This is a genomic window from Billgrantia antri (genome assembly GCF_019430905.1).
Classification (GTDB): Bacteria; Pseudomonadota; Gammaproteobacteria; order Pseudomonadales; family Halomonadaceae; genus Halomonas; species Halomonas antri.
Window position 1 is genome coordinate 524,820 of the sequence record NZ_JAHYCA010000002.1, and the last position, 14,193, is coordinate 539,012.

13 protein-coding genes and 5 tRNA genes are annotated in these 14,193 nt (G+C 65.3%); 7 read left to right on the top strand and 11 right to left on the bottom strand.

Annotation, left to right across the window (positions count from 1 at the left end; genetic code table 11):
- Nucleotides 1-5: 5 nt before the first annotated feature.
- The 9 genes from KPL81_RS06830 to ccoN form a co-directional block, all read right to left on the bottom strand.
- Nucleotides 6-707: a sulfite exporter TauE/SafE family protein gene (locus KPL81_RS06830; RefSeq protein WP_219791195.1), complete on the bottom strand. Its 702-nt coding sequence runs from the start codon at nt 705-707 to the stop codon at nt 6-8.
- Nucleotides 707-949, bottom strand: coding sequence for a cbb3-type cytochrome oxidase assembly protein CcoS (gene ccoS, locus KPL81_RS06835; RefSeq protein WP_219791196.1), 243 nt, complete (start codon nt 947-949; stop codon nt 707-709). Before ccoS ends, KPL81_RS06830 begins: the two co-directional genes overlap by 1 nt.
- Nucleotides 946-3,420, bottom strand: a complete 2,475-nt coding sequence (locus tag KPL81_RS06840; RefSeq protein WP_219791383.1) for a heavy metal translocating P-type ATPase — start codon at nt 3,418-3,420, stop codon at nt 946-948. The genes ccoS and KPL81_RS06840 overlap by 4 nt, the downstream gene beginning before the upstream one ends.
- A 33-nt stretch (nt 3,421-3,453) precedes the next feature.
- On the bottom strand, nt 3,454-3,963 hold the full coding sequence (locus tag KPL81_RS06845) for a FixH family protein (protein WP_219791197.1): 510 nt from the start codon (nt 3,961-3,963) through the stop codon (nt 3,454-3,456).
- Nucleotides 3,964-3,968: 5 nt separating this feature from the next.
- The gene (gene ccoG, locus KPL81_RS06850) at nt 3,969-5,408 is read right to left on the bottom strand and encodes a cytochrome c oxidase accessory protein CcoG (protein ID WP_219791198.1); all 1,440 of its coding nucleotides are present in this window, start codon (nt 5,406-5,408) and stop codon (nt 3,969-3,971) included.
- 128 nt (nt 5,409-5,536) lie between these two features.
- Nucleotides 5,537-6,466 (bottom strand): cytochrome-c oxidase, cbb3-type subunit III, encoded by a 930-nt coding sequence (gene ccoP / locus KPL81_RS06855; protein WP_209476578.1) that lies wholly within the window; start codon nt 6,464-6,466, stop codon nt 5,537-5,539.
- Nucleotides 6,463-6,702 (bottom strand): cbb3-type cytochrome oxidase subunit 3, encoded by a 240-nt coding sequence (locus tag KPL81_RS06860; RefSeq protein WP_197568002.1) that lies wholly within the window; start codon nt 6,700-6,702, stop codon nt 6,463-6,465. Before KPL81_RS06860 ends, ccoP begins: the two co-directional genes overlap by 4 nt.
- A 2-nt stretch (nt 6,703-6,704) precedes the next feature.
- Nucleotides 6,705-7,313 (bottom strand): cytochrome-c oxidase, cbb3-type subunit II, encoded by a 609-nt coding sequence (gene ccoO, locus KPL81_RS06865; RefSeq protein WP_219791199.1) that lies wholly within the window; start codon nt 7,311-7,313, stop codon nt 6,705-6,707.
- 22 nt (nt 7,314-7,335) lie between these two features.
- Nucleotides 7,336-8,763 carry a cytochrome-c oxidase, cbb3-type subunit I gene (ccoN, locus tag KPL81_RS06870; protein ID WP_209476581.1) on the bottom strand — a complete coding sequence of 476 codons (1,428 nt, stop codon included), beginning with the start codon at nt 8,761-8,763 and terminating at the stop codon, nt 7,336-7,338.
- 211 nt (nt 8,764-8,974) lie between these two features.
- Between ccoN and KPL81_RS06875 the strand changes: the two genes are divergently transcribed.
- The 7 genes from KPL81_RS06875 to KPL81_RS06905 all read left to right on the top strand — a co-directional run bounded on the left by KPL81_RS06875 (nt 8,975) and on the right by KPL81_RS06905 (nt 12,535).
- Nucleotides 8,975-9,658 carry an alpha/beta family hydrolase gene (locus tag KPL81_RS06875; protein WP_219791200.1) on the top strand — a complete coding sequence of 228 codons (684 nt, stop codon included), beginning with the start codon at nt 8,975-8,977 and terminating at the stop codon, nt 9,656-9,658.
- A gap of 128 nt (nt 9,659-9,786) precedes the next feature.
- A tRNA-Val gene (locus KPL81_RS06880) sits at nt 9,787-9,862 on the top strand.
- A 53-nt stretch (nt 9,863-9,915) separates the two neighbouring features.
- Nucleotides 9,916-9,992 (top strand) — tRNA-Asp (locus KPL81_RS06885).
- A 29-nt stretch (nt 9,993-10,021) separates the two neighbouring features.
- Nucleotides 10,022-10,098, top strand: a tRNA-Asp gene (locus KPL81_RS06890).
- A gap of 47 nt (nt 10,099-10,145) precedes the next feature.
- Nucleotides 10,146-10,222 (top strand) — tRNA-Val (locus KPL81_RS06895).
- A 3-nt stretch (nt 10,223-10,225) separates the two neighbouring features.
- Nucleotides 10,226-10,302, top strand: a tRNA-Asp gene (locus tag KPL81_RS06900).
- 196 nt (nt 10,303-10,498) lie between these two features.
- Entirely contained in the window at nt 10,499-12,535 is a 2,037-nt protein-coding gene (locus tag KPL81_RS06905) for an FAD-dependent oxidoreductase (RefSeq protein WP_219791201.1), read from the top strand.
- Nucleotides 12,536-12,544: 9 nt separating this feature from the next.
- Here the strand turns inward: KPL81_RS06905 and KPL81_RS06910 are convergent, their stop codons facing one another.
- Both KPL81_RS06910 and KPL81_RS06915 read right to left on the bottom strand, forming a co-directional pair.
- Entirely contained in the window at nt 12,545-13,183 is a 639-nt protein-coding gene (locus tag KPL81_RS06910; protein WP_240549087.1) for an SCO family protein, read from the bottom strand.
- Nucleotides 13,180-14,049, bottom strand: coding sequence for a cytochrome c oxidase assembly protein (locus KPL81_RS06915; protein WP_219791202.1), 870 nt, complete (start codon nt 14,047-14,049; stop codon nt 13,180-13,182). Before KPL81_RS06915 ends, KPL81_RS06910 begins: the two co-directional genes overlap by 4 nt.
- Between the last annotated feature and the right edge of the window lie 144 nt (nt 14,050-14,193).

Sequence of the window (14,193 nt, forward strand, 5' to 3'; positions counted from 1 at the left end):
CGTCATCAGTGGCCTGTGGCACTCTGCGACAGCAGCGCGACGAGCTGCCACAGGGCAAAGGCGATGATCGCAATGGCAGCCAGGGTGCGGGTCGCCGGGTGGCGAATCAGCGTGCTGAGCTGGCGCGCGGCGAAACCGGTGACCAGTAACGCAGGTAGAGTACCTAGCCCGAAGGATGCCATAAGCAGCGCACCGCGCAGCGGATCCGCCGTGGCCAGGCTCCAGGCCAGCATCGAGTAGACCAGGCCGCAGGGCAGCCAGCCCCATATCGCGCCGAGGCCGATGGCCTGGGGTATTTTAACCACTGGCATCAGCCGCTTGCCGACCGGCTCCAGGTAGCGCCACAGGTGCCGGCCCAGGGCTTCCACCTTGAGCAGTCCCTTCCACCAGTTGGCGATATAGAGGGCCATCAGGATCAGCATGAGCGCGGCGAATAGCTGCAGGCCGACTCGCGCCGTCGATGAGAGCGCCACCACGGTACCGAGCGAGGCCACCAGGGCGCCGGCCAGCGTGTAGCTGGCGATGCGCCCCAGGTTGTAGCCGAGCAGGAGCCCCGACAGGCGTGCCGGGCTGCGCATGCTGGGCGGCACGGCGAAGGTCAGTGCGCTCATGATACCGCCGCACATTCCGATGCAGTGGGCGCCGCCGAGCAGGCCGAAGACGAAGGCCGCCAGCAGCGGCGGCAGGCCGAGGCCGGTAGGATCCATCAGCGCTCCGCCGGGTCGTCGCCATCCGCGCCGGCCGCGCCGGCCGACTTGTGCCGGCTGGCCTGGCGTCGCCGCTCGCGCTCTTCCGGCGTCAGGTCGTTCTCGTCCTCGTCGAAGAGAATGCGGTGGGCCGGTCCTTCGAGATCCTCGAACTGGTCGTTCTTCACCGCCCAGAAAAAGGCCCACACGGCGAGGCCGAGCAGGATCAGCGAGAGCGGAATGAGAAGATAGAGGATCGTCATGCGTTCACCCATCGTGCGTCGGGAGTCGGTGTCTGGCTAGGGCGCAGACGAAATCGGTTGAGCCGCAGCGCGTTACCCACCACCACCAGAGAACTACCCGACATGCCCAGCGCCGCGACCCAAGGCGGTACGATGCCGATGGCGGCCAGCGGCAGTGCAGAGAAGTTGTAGCATACCGACCAGATCATGTTCTGGCGCATGACACGCCGGGTGGCCCGGGCGATCTCGATCGCCTCGACGATACGCATCAGCCGTGGGCTCAGCAACACCGCATCGGCGCTGGTGCGCGCCAGGTCGGTAGCGCCGTTCATGGCGATCGACACGTCGGCGCCGGCGAGCACCGGCACGTCGTTGATGCCGTCGCCGATCATGGCGACCTTCTCACCGGCAGCCTGGCACGTGCGGATGCGCTCGAGCTTGCCCTCGGGACCGACGCCGGCGTGCCAGGTATCGAGGCCCAGCTGTTCGGCCATGCCGCGTACGGCGTCGCTGGTGTCGCCGGAGAGCAGCTCGACGTGTATGCCTCGCGCCACCAGCTCGGCAATGGTCTGCGCGGCGTCGTCGCGCAATCGGTCGCGCAGGGCGAACCAGGCACGCGGCACGCCGTTCTCGCTGAGCAGCAGCCATTGCCCCTCGCCCGGGGCGGCCAGGGAATGGTCGGGCGCGGCGAAGTCGGCGTGCCCAAGACGCCAGCGCCGGCCGTCGATCGTGCCCTCCACGCCCTGGCCGGTACGGCTCACGCGTTCGCGTGCCTCTACCGTCGCTTCGCGCCAGGGGCGGAAGGCGCGGGCAATGGGGTGCTCGGAGTGGGCCTCCAGCGCCGCACCGATCATCCTGGCCCGCTCCGCCGGCAGGTTGCCGAGCGGATGGGTGTCGACCAACTGCATCTCGCCGCAGGTCAGCGTGCCGGTCTTGTCGAAGATCACTCGGTCGATCTGGGACAGCGACTCGATGGCATCGGCGCGGGTGATCAGCACGCCGCGCCGACGCAGTTGGCCATGTCCCGCGGTGAGCGCGGTGGGCGTGGCCAGCGCCAGGGCGCAGGGGCAGGTCACCACCAGCACCGAGAGCGTCACCCACAGCACGCGGCTGGGATCGATGAACCACCAGGCGACGCTGACGCAGGCGGTCACCACCAGCAGACGCAGCACGAACAGGTGCGCCATGCGCGCGGCCATCTGCGCCAGGCGCGGGCGGCTGGCGAAGGCACGGTCGGTAAGGTCGATGATGCCGGCCACCCGCGCCTGCTTGCCGGCGTGGGTGACGCGCACTACCAGCGGGCTCTCGATGTTCTGGCTGCCGCCGGTGACGCTGTCGCCGACACGCCGAGTCACCGGCAGGTACTCGCCGGTGAGCATCGATTCGTCGAGGCTCGACTCGCCCTCCTCGATGACGCCGTCCGCGGGTACCCCATGGCCGGGCTTGATCACCACCCGGTCGCCGGCGACGAGCTCGCTGGCCGGCAGGATGCGCTCCTCGCCGTTCGCCTCGAGGCGCACGGCGGAGATCGGCAGGGCGCCGGCCAGGGCATTGCCGGTATGGCCGCTGCGGCGTCGTGCACGGGCTTCCACGTAGCGGCCGAAGAGCAGGAAGAAGGTGAACATCGTCACCGAGTCGAAATAGACCTCGCCGCTGCCGGAGAGTACGGCATAGCCGCTGGCGAGGTAGGCACCGCCGATGGCGATGGAAACCGGCACGTCCATGCCTAGCACCCGCGTGCGCAGGTCGCGCGCGGCATTGCGGAAGAAGGGCATGGCGGAGAAGAACACGACCGGGGTGGCCAGGGCGAACGACAGCCAGTGGAACAGTGCTAGGAAGTCCTCGCTGATCTCGCCGGGGCCGGCCGTATAGATCGGGATCGAGAACATCATCACCTGGGCCATGCCCACCGCCGCCACGATGAGACGGCGGATGTTCATGCGCTCCTCGAACTGCAAACGCTGCTGGGCCGCATCCGGTTCGTAGGGCTGGGCGCTATAGCCGATGCCGGCCATCTCGGCGAGAAGACGCGACAGCTTGAGGCGGGCCGGGTCCCAGGCCACGCGAACGCGATGATGAGTGAGGTTGACGGCGCTGGCGGTCACTCCCTCCAGGGCGTTGAGGCGATGCTCGATCAACCAGGCGCAGGCGGCGCAGGTGATGCCGTCCACTGCCAGAGTGGCGTGTACCTCGCCATCGTCGCCTTCGGCATGCACGAACTGCTGCTGCAGGCCCGGATCGTCGAATACCGCCCAGGTCTCGGCCTTGACCGCCTGGCGTTCGTCGGGCCGCTCGGGCAGCTCGGTGCGAAAGCGATAATAGCTGGCCAGGCCGCCCTCGACGATGGCGTGGGCCACCGCCTCGCAGCCGGGACAGCACAGGGGGTGCGTTGCCTCGTCCAGAGTGATCGACCAGGGGGCCTGGGCAGGCACCTGGTTGCCGCAGTGATAGCAGGACTGGCTCGGGGGTGGCTGGCCGGCAGCCAGACTCATGTCGTCAGGCGTCAAGGGTCGTCACTACGCTCATCAGCTGCTCCGCTCGACGCCGGGGGTGAGGCTGAAGCTCTCGTCGCTGGGAAAGCGCGCCTCGCCCACCAGGCGCCACTCGGGCGTCTCCGCGCTGGGCTGCAGCTGCAGATACCAGCGGTGGCGCAAGTTGTCGGGCGCCTGGCCCAGGTAGTGGCCGTCGCGCACATGCTCCAATGTCAGGTCCTGGTCGCGGTTGTCCTGGGTGGGGAAGATCAGCCGCAGGTGGAGCCGCTCAGGACGATCGTCGCCGTCGAGCTGGACGATGATGTCACTGGTCAGCGGGTCGATACGCAGGTCGGCGGCAAGGTTGAGCGCATGGGCGCGCTGCTGCTTGGCCAGCACCATGTTGATGGCGCGGCCATGCTCGTAGTAATCCTCCTGCACCATGCCGTCGAAGGAGCGAACCGAGAGAACGGCAAAGGTCGAGCTGACACCGATTGCCGAGAACAGCAGGCCGATCAGAAACCACGGCCAGAACTGCTTGTACCAGGGCGCGGGGGTGGACATGGCGGTCATCTCCGGATATTTCCGATGAAGCGGGTTTCGCGCTTGAGAGCGATGCTTTCGTCGTGCTGCGCTTGCAGCAGCAGCTCGATCGGATGGCTGGGCATCTCCAGCGCCGCGGGATCGACGGTGGCCTGTACGGCGAACAAGCGCGTGCTGCCGGCCGGCACCTCCAGCGTCAAGGTATCGAGCGTGAGACCTGGCAGGCCGCGTGCATCGAGTCGATAGACATGATCCCGTTCGTCGAGGTTGCGCACCGTCAAGGTATAGACATTGCTGATACGCCCGTCACGGGTCATCTGGTAGAGCTGGCCGCGCTCGCGCTCGACTTCGACATTGAGCGGCATGCGATCGCCCAGCGCCCAGGCGAACAGGCCGATCATGACCACCAGGGCGGCAAAGTAGCCGAGCAGGCGAGGTCGCAGGATATGCGACCGCTTTCCTTCCAGCGCGTTCTCGGTGGTGTAGCGGATCAGCCCGCGTGGGTAGTTCATGCGGTCCATGACGCTGTCGCAGGCATCGATGCAGGCGGCGCAAGTGATGCACTCATACTGCAGGCCGTCGCGAATGTCGATGCCGGTGGGGCAGACCTGCACGCACAGATCGCAGTCGATGCAGTCGCCATGGCCGGCTGCACGCGCCTCGGCGTGGCTCAGACTCTTCTTGCGTGATCCTCTGGGTTCGCCGCGCTCGGTGTCGTAGGAGACGATCAGGGTGTCGGCATCGAACATCACTGACTGGAAGCGTGCATAGGGGCACATGTAAATGCATACCTGCTCGCGCAGCCAGCCGGCATTGAGGTAGGTGAAGACCAGGAAGAAGCCGACCCAGAAGTAGGACCAGCCATGGGCCTCGAGGGTGGGCAGCTCGGCGACCAGCTCGCGGATCGGCGTGAAATAGCCGACGAAGGTGACCCCGGTGGCCAGCGCGATGGCCAGCCAGATGGCGTGCTTGGCCCCCTTGCGCCAGGCCTTGTCGAGGCTCATCGGCGCGCGGTCGAGCTTGATGCGGCGATTGCGCGAGCCCTCCAGGCGATTCTCCACCCAGATATAGAGGAAAGTCCACACGCTCTGCGGACAGGTATAGCCGCACCATACGCGTCCGGCGAACACGGTGATGAAGAACAGGCCGAAGGCGCAGATGATCAACAGCCAGGAGAGCAGCACGAACTCCTGCGGGTAGAAGGTGGCGGCGAAGATGTGGAACTCACGCCCGGGCAGATCGAACCAGATCAGCGGACGGTCGCCCCAGGTCAGCCACGGCAGGCCGAAGAAGGCCAGCATCAGCAGCCAGTTCGCCACACGGCGCACGCGCTGGAAGACCCCTTTTATCTCGCGCACGTAGATGTGGCGACGCCTGGCGTACATCTCCTGGCGAACCGTCGTCTGGGGCGTGTGGTGGCCCACGGCGTCCGGGGTCACGTCTCGAGTGGGAATCTTGTTGCTCATGTCGGACTCGCGACGGGCCGCGCTGGCCCGCTTGGGAAGGCAATGAAGTGGGCTTCATTGTATCGGGAGCCCGTCGGGTGGCGGGGCAGTGCGACGGTGGGTCGCACTGCCCCGCCCGGGCGGAGTCGTCAGTCGTTCAGGCGCAGGCTGTAGATATAGGCGGCCACCAGGTGCACGCGCTCGGCACCGATGTAGGCCTCCTGGGCCGGCATATGGCCGTTACGGCCGTTACGCAGCGTCTGGCGTACCGAGTCGAGGACGCTCTGGCCAGGTGCCTGATAGAGCCAGGTGTCGTTGGTCAGGTTGGGTGCGCCCAGCGCCTGGTTGCCGGTACCGTCGGGCCCGTGGCAAGCCGCGCACACCGAGGTGAAGACCGAAGAACCCAGCTCGGCGCGCTCGGCGTCGTGCTCCAGGCCGGAGAGCGACAGCACATGGTTGGCGACGTTCTCGATGTTCTCCTCGCCGAGCTGCTGCCAGGAGGGCATCAGACCGTTGCGCCCGCGGACCAGCGTGGTCAGGATCTGTTCCGGCTCGCCGCCGTACAGCCAGTCGTCGTCGGTCAGGTTGGGAAAGCCGTAGCCGCCTTGAGCGTTGGCGCCGTGGCATACCGCACAATTGTTGAGGAAGATCCGCTCGGCCACTTGCATGGCCTCGCCGTCCTGAGCCAGCTCGGGGATCGGTATCTCCTCGTACTGAGCGAAGATCGGCGTGAAGCGCTCCTCGGCGCGGGCCACCTCCTCTTCCCACTGGCCCTCCTGGGTCCAGCCGAGCAGACCGGCGAAGTTGCCTAGCCCCGGGTAGAGCAGCAGGTAGCCGAGCGAGAACACCACGGTGGCGACATACAGCTGGAACCACCAGCGCGGCAGCGGGTTGTCGTATTCCTCGATCTCGTCGGCGGCATGGCCGGTGGTTTCCACGTTGCCTTCGGCATCGGGCACCTTGTCGGTCTTGCGGTTGGCATACAGGATCCAGAAGGCGAAGGCGATAGAGCCCAGCGTTATCAAGATGATCCAGGCGCTCCAGAACCCGGAAAGGGAGTCATCCCATAGATTGCTCATGCGTTTTCGTCTCCCCTGTCTTTACGGGAATCGGCTTCGCCTGCCTGCTCGCGATGCGAGCCCTGCTGCGAGGCGCTGCGGTCTCGGTTCGATTGTTCGTCTTCGTCGGCGAAGGGCAGCTGGGCCGCTTCGTCGAAGTCCGGCTTGCGCCGCCGGGAATAGGCCCACCACACGATGCCGAGGAAGGCGATGATCAGCAGACCGGTGATAATGCCGCGAAAGGTACCGGTATCCATGATCAGCGCGTGCCCTCGAGTACGGTCCCCAGCTGCTGCAGGTAGGCGACCAGCGCCGTGATCTCCTGCTCGCCGCGCACCTCACGGGTGGCATTGGCGATCTGCTCGTCGGTGTAGGGCACGCCGAGGCTACGCAGCACCTCCATCTTGCGCGGCGTGTCCTCGCCGTCGAGGGTGCGCTCGAACAGCCAGGGGTAGGCCGGCATGATCGACTCGGGCACGACGTCGCGCGGATTGTACATGTGGGCGCGGTGCCAGTCGTCGCTGTAGCGGCCGCCAACGCGGGCCAGGTCCGGGCCGGTACGCTTGGAGCCCCACAGGAAGTTGTGCTCGTAAACCGATTCGCCGGCCACGCTATAGTGGCCGTAGCGCTCGGTCTCGGCGCGGAATGGGCGCACCATTTGAGAGTGGCAGCCGACGCAGCCTTCGCGGCGGTAGATATCACGCCCCTCCAGCTCGAGGGCGGAGAGAGGGCGCAGGCCGTCGACCGGCTCCGTGGTCTGCTTCTGGAAGAACAGTGGAACGATCTCGGCCAGGCCGCCGAAGCTGATCACCACCAGAATCAGCACGGCGAGTAGGCCAACGTTCTTTTCGACGATCTCGTGTTTCATTGGTGTCGGTTTCCCCGGTTACTCAGGCAGACTGCGGAATCGGCTGCTGGCTGGCGGCTTCACTGCGCTTGACGGTCATGAAGACGTTGTAGGCCATGATCAGCATGCCGGTGACCCAGAAAAGGCCGCCGATCAGGCGCACGATGTAACCCGGGCCGCTGGCCTCGACGGCCTCGATGAAGGTATACATCAGCGTGCCGTCCGGGTTGATGGCGCGCCACATCAGGCCCTGCAGGATGCCGTTGACCCACATCGAGGCGATGTAGAGCACGGTGCCGATGGTGGCCAGCCAGAAGTGCACGGCGATCAGCCCGACCGAGTGCATCTCGGTGCGACCGAACAGGCGCGGAATCAGGTGGTACATGGAGCCGATCGTGATCATCGCCACCCAGCCCAGGGCGCCGGCATGGACATGGCCGATGGTCCAGTCGGTGTAGTGGGACAGCGCGTTGACCGTCTTCACCGCCATCATCGGGCCTTCGAAGGTGGACATGCCGTAGAACGACAGGGCCACGACCAGGAAACGCAGGGTCGGATCGGTGCGCAGCTTATGCCAGGCCCCAGAGAGGGTCATCATGCCGTTGATCATGCCGCCCCAGGAGGGCGCCAGCAGGATGATCGACATCACCATGCCCAGCGACTGCGCCCAGTTGGGCAGTGCGGTGTAGTGCAGGTGGTGCGGACCGGCCCACATGTAGATCATGATCAGCGCCCAGAAATGGACGATCGACAGGCGATAGGAGTAGACCGGACGCTCCGCCTGCTTGGGCACGAAGTAGTACATCATGCCGAGGAAGCCGGCGGTCAGGAAGAAGCCCACCGCATTGTGGCCGTACCACCACTGCACCATGGCGTCGATGGCGCCGGCGTAGATCGAGGTGGAGTACATCCATGATACCGGGATGGCGGCGTTGTTGACGATGTGCAACACCGCCACGGTCAGGATGAAAGCAGCGAAGAACCAGTTGGCCACGTAGATGTGGGAGGTCCTGCGCTGCTTGATGGTCATCAGGAAGACGATGGCATAGCTGACCCAGACCACGGCGATCAGAATGTTGATCGGCCACTCGAGCTCGGCATACTCCTTGGTGGTGGTGTAGCCCAGCGGCAGCGTGACGACGGCGGACAGAATCACCGCCTGCCAGCCCCAGAAGGTAAAGGCGGCCAGTCGGTCGCTGAACAGCCGCGTCTGGCAGGTGCGTTGTACCACGTAATAGGAGGTGGCCATCAGCGCGGAGCCGCCGAAGGCGAAGATGACTGCGTTGGTGTGCAGCGGGCGCAGGCGGCCGAAGCTCGTCCAAGGCAGGTCGAGGTTGAGTTGCGGCCAGACCAGTTGTGCGGCAAGGATGACACCGAGGAGCATGCCCACGATGCCCCACACCACTGTCATGATCGCGAACTGCCGAACTACCTTGTAGTTGTAGGTCGGATGCTCTAGTGCTGTGCTCATGTCAGGTTCCCGTCGAACGCGAATCGAGAGCTCGCGGTGGCGCAGGCCACGGCAAGATTCCCGGTTGAGGGTGATGCAGGTTAGAAAGCAGGGCGGATTCTAGCGCAGCCGCCTGACAGACTGAACCAAGGATACAGGCGAAACTGGTATAGGAAATTGACGTGTGTCCAACTTTGCTCGATTAGATGCGGTTCCTATTGAGGTAATTCAGATGCATGAAAAGGGAGGCGTATGGGAGCCAGGACGCTGGTACGTCGAGGGACTCGGGCCGCTGGAGGTGAAGGGGGATGGCGGTACCGGATGCCTGCTGATCGCCCATGGCGCGGGGGCTGGGCAGCACTCTCTTTACATGAATCAATTGCGTGATGCGCTTGCCGAACGGGGCGTGCAGACCCTGGCCATCGAGTTCGCCTACATGCAGCGTGCCGAGCGTGAAGGCAGGCGAATACCGCCACCGCCCGTTGAACGCCTGGTAGAAGAATTATCGCGCTGGTGCGACATTCTGACACATCCTCAAGGGGGTACGTTGTGGCTTGGCGGCAAGTCGATGGGCGGCCGGGTAGCCAGCCTGTTGGCGGCGCGCCAACGAGCGGCTGGGTTGATACTCTGCGGCTATCCATTCCATCCTCCCGCCAAACCGGAAACCTTGCGTCTCGCCCATTGGCCGCAAATCGACAGTCCCACCCTGGTGGTGCAGGGCAGTCGCGACCCGTTTGGCACCCGTGAGGAGGTCGAGAGCTATGTGTTGGGCGAGCGGGCGTGCGTCCACTGGCTGGAAGATGGCGATCATGACTGGAAACCGCGGCGACGCTCGGGTCGTACCCAGGCGGAACTGATCGAAGAAGGGGCGACCGCGATCGCCGCTTTCATGAAAACGCATCGGGTGCCACAGTGAGCAATGATACGAACGACGCGGGATTGAGCCGCTTTCGTCTCGAGAAAACGTGCCGCCCTGGCCGTTTTGCACGGCCAGGGCATTGACAACCAAGCCGATCCCTGTAGAATTCAGCGCCACGTGACCAGGGGTGGTTAGCTCAGCTGGGAGAGCACCAGCCTTACAAGCTGGGGGTCACAGGTTCGAACCCTGTACCACCCACCATCGCGCTCAAACTTGGGCGATGGCGAATCCTGAGCACGTAGGAAACATGCAGCGGACCGGTAGTTCAGTCGGTTAGAATGCCGGCCTGTCACGCCGGAGGTCGCGGGTTCGAGTCCCGTCCGGTCCGCCATCGTTTCCACCGCTGGTGTCATCTGTTGTGGACCGGTAGTTCAGTCGGTTAGAATGCCGGCCTGTCACGCCGGAGGTCGCGGGTTCGAGTCCCGTCCGGTCCGCCACAATGTCCTGGCCTGGCAAGTCCTCATCGCAGCAATGCGATATCCGTGGGTGATTAGCTCAGTTGGTTAGAGCACCAGCCTCACATGCTGGGGGTCACTGGTTCGAGTCCGGTATCACCCACCATGCGGACCGGTAGTTCAGTCGGTTAGAATGCCGGCCTGTCACGCCGGAGGTCGCGGGTTCGAGTCCCGTCCGGTCCGCCATTCGATTTCAGGCCCCGAGCTGATGGCTCGGGGCCTTTTCGTATCGTCTATACTCCCTCCGTCTTCGCTTTCGCCCGTTGGGCATGAGCCGCGGCACCTCCTGTCGCGAGAGCCAGACGCACTTCGTCTTTGGGCGAAAGCGTCGCTTTTTCTTTGCGCCTGCCGTCTGGCTATCATACAGTTGTTTGAAATTACCGTGACTCGACCCAAGGAGGAGTTCGGCGTGCGCTATCCTCATCTGTTTCGTCCGCTCGAGGTAGGCCATCTGACGCTGCCCAATCGTGTGCTGATGGGCTCCATGCATACCAACCTCGAGGAAGCGCAGGGTGGCTTTGCGCGCCTGGCGGCCTTCTATGCCGAGCGCGCCCGTGAAGGCGTCGGCCTGATCGTCACCGGCGGCATCGCGCCCAACAAGGAGGGTGCCGTCTTCCAGGGTGCCGCCACCTTGGAGCGGGCCGAGCAGGTAGCCGACCATGCCGGCGTGGTCGAGGCGGTGCATGCCGAGGGCGGTCGCATCTGCCTGCAGATCCTGCATGCCGGGCGCTATGCCTACTCACCCGAGCTGGTGGCGCCGTCGCCGATTCAGGCGCCGATCAACCCGTTCACGCCGCACGAACTCTCCGACACGGAGGTGGAGCAACAGATCGAGGCCTACGTGCGCTGCGCTTCCCTGGCGCGGGAGGCGGGCTACGACGGCGTCGAGGTGATGGGTTCCGAGGGCTACCTGATCAACCAGTTCCTGTGTCTGCGCACCAACCAGCGCGACGATCGCTGGGGTGGGCCGTTCGAGAATCGCATGCGCTTTGCGATCGAGATCGTGTCGCGGATCCGTGCGGCGGTGGGCGACGACTTCCTGATCATCTTCCGCCTGTCGATGATCGACCTGGTGGAGGAGGGCAGCACCTGGGAGGAGGTCGTGACCCTGGGGCGTGCCATCGAGGCAGCCGGGGCCAGCCTGATCAACACCGGTATCGGCTGGCACGAGGCGCGCATACCCACCATCGTCACCAGCGTGCCGCGGGCGGCCTTCACCGAGGTGACCCGGCGCATGAAGGCCGAACTCGCCATCCCGCTGATCACCACCAACCGCATCAACATGCCCGGGGTGGCGGAACGCGTGCTCGCCGAGGGCCATGCCGACATGGTCTCCATGGCGCGCCCCTTCCTCGCCGACCCGGCCTGGGTCAGCAAGGCGGCCGAAGGGCGCGACGACGAGATCAACACCTGTATCGCCTGCAACCAGGCGTGCCTCGACCATACCTTCCAGGGCAAGCTCACCTCCTGCCTGGTCAATCCACGGGCGTGCCACGAGACCGAACTCTTGATCGAGCCGGCCGAGACGCCGCGTGACGTTGCCGTGGTCGGTGGCGGCCCGGCCGGCATGGCGGCGGCGCTGACCGCTGCTCAGCGTGGCCATCGTGTGGTGCTGTTCGAGCGTACCGGTGAGCTGGGTGGACAGTTCAACCTGGCGCGCAAGATCCCCGGCAAGGAGGAGTTCGACGAGACCCTGCGTTACTTCAAGGTCATGCTCGACAGGCACGGCGTCGCGGTGAAGCTTGGCAGCGAACCCGACGTGCAGGCGCTGCGTGGCTTCGATGCGGTGATCCTGGCCAGCGGCGTGCGTCCGCGGCGCCTCGATCTGCCGGGTATCGAGCACCCCAAGGTGATGAGCTATCCCATGGCGATCCTGCATCCCGAGCGGGTCGGGCGACGGGTGGCGATCATCGGTGCCGGTGGCATCGGCTTCGACGTGGCCGAGCTGCTCACCCATGTGGGGCATCCTTCGCTGGACCGCGAAGCCTGGTGCGCCGAGTGGGGCGTGGATCTCGCGGTTACCGAGCGTGGCGGCATTCGCCCCCCCGAGCGTCCCGAGACGCCGCGTCAGGTCTTCCTGCTGCAGCGCAAGTCTTCCAAACCCGGCAAGGGGCTGGGCAAGTCCACCGGCTGGGTGCATCGGGCCTCACTGCGCCATCGCGACGTCGAGGCGTTGGCCGGCTGCGAATACGTGGGCATCGATGACGACGGCCTGCATATCCGCCATCTCGAGGAGCCGCGCCTGCTCGAGGTCGACAACGTGGTGGTCTGCGCCGGTCAGGATCCGGTCCGCGAGCTGCTCGAGCCGCTCCAGGAAGCCGGTGTGGCGGTGCACTTGATCGGCGGGGCCGACGAGGCCGCCGAGCTCGATGCGAAACGCGCCATCGACCAGGGCACGCGGGTAGCGGCGGGGCTGTAGGCCGTCGCCTTATCCGCTGGCCAAGAGTTGGCGCAGATCGCTCACCACCGCCTCCCTTGCGTCGTCCTGGCGAATGAGCAACTGCGCCTCGCCGTCGCGGTCGAAGGCAAAGATCGCGCTGGGGTGGGACACCATATAGTGTCCCTCGGCATTCTTTTCCCCATAGCCGTAGGTCACGCGGTAGCGGCGTGTCAGGGCATCCAGCTGGTCCTCGCTGCCGGTGAGTCCGAGGAACTCGGGGCCGAAATTCGCGGTGTACTCGCGCAGGGTCGCGGGATCGTCGCGGGCCGGGTCCACCGAGACGAACAGCACCCGAAGGTCGTCGCGAGCCTCTGCGCCGAGCGTGTCCAGGATCGAATCGAGGCGCGCCATGGTCGCCGGGCAGACGTCATGGCAGTGAGTGAAACCGAAGAACAGCAGCGTTGCATCGCCGCGAAAGGCCTCTGCCTCGACTACCTCTCCCGACTCGTCGGTGAGCTCGAACGCCAGGGGTGGCATGAGGCCGGAGATGTCCTTGGTCTGCCAGCCCGGATCGGTGCACCCCGTCAGCAAGACGCCCAGCCCCAGCAGCCCTGCCAGCGCTAGGGCCCGAGCGTGGCGCAGGGGGCGTCGCTTCGGCGAAGCGTAACGGGGCATCATGAATGTCATGGCTGCGGGACTCCTCTTTCCTGCTCCGGTTCGCCCAGGTGCGTGTCGCCCTTGCCGGAGAGTATGCTGCGGATCACGATCAGCACGCCGGCCACGCTCATCATCGAGGCGGGGATCCAGGTAATCAGGCCGCCCAACTGCTGGTCCGTCAACGGTGAGAGCGGCCAGGCGCGACCGCAGACGGCGTAGACGTCGAACAAGACGTTCTCGCTGAAGGTCAGGTAGGCCCCCAGCAGAATCTGGGGGGGAATCACCACCAGCAGCGCCAGGATGCGCATCCCGTACCCCAGGCCGCCCTGTTGCGGCGTGCGTGGATCGAGCACCAGGAACCAGAACAGCAGCCCATCCAGCAGCATGCTCCAGTTCATGATCTGATAGAGCTCGCGGCTGAGCATGGCATCGAAGTGAATCTCTGGAATGAGCCAGAAGTAGATCAACCCCACAAACAGCAATGGCGCCATCGCCGGATGTTGCAGCAGACGGTAAGCCGGTCGCAAGATCCCGACGATAGCGGCCCGACCCGGAGGGTGGTGAAGACGACTCGGCACGCCGGCCGCCAGCACCGGCAACGGCGCGGCCAGGGCGATGAGGAACGGCGCCGCATGATGCAGGGCCAGGTGCTGGGCACGATGGGTGAAGAACATGTACTGCGACAGGTAGTCGTAGTGGGTCTGCGTCACCGCATATACGGCTCCAACGCCCAGCAGAAAGGCGAACGGGCGCCAGAAACCCACCGTCCGCCCCTGATGGCGGTGACGCTGCAGGCCACGCAGGTACAGACCCGCCGCAAGCAGGCAGGCAGCGATCCAGGACGGTGAGAATTCCCAGGGCAGCAAGACGCCCAACGTTCGCTCGAATTCAAGCATTTGCTTCCTTTGCCGTGGCGACGGGCAGCCACCTGAAGTTTGCCAATCAGCATAGCGAACTTGACCGCTGGTGAAACGCCCAGCCGGCAGTGCCGGTAGGAGAGCCCGTCGCTGTCAGTGGTCAATGCAATCGCTGGGTGGGTA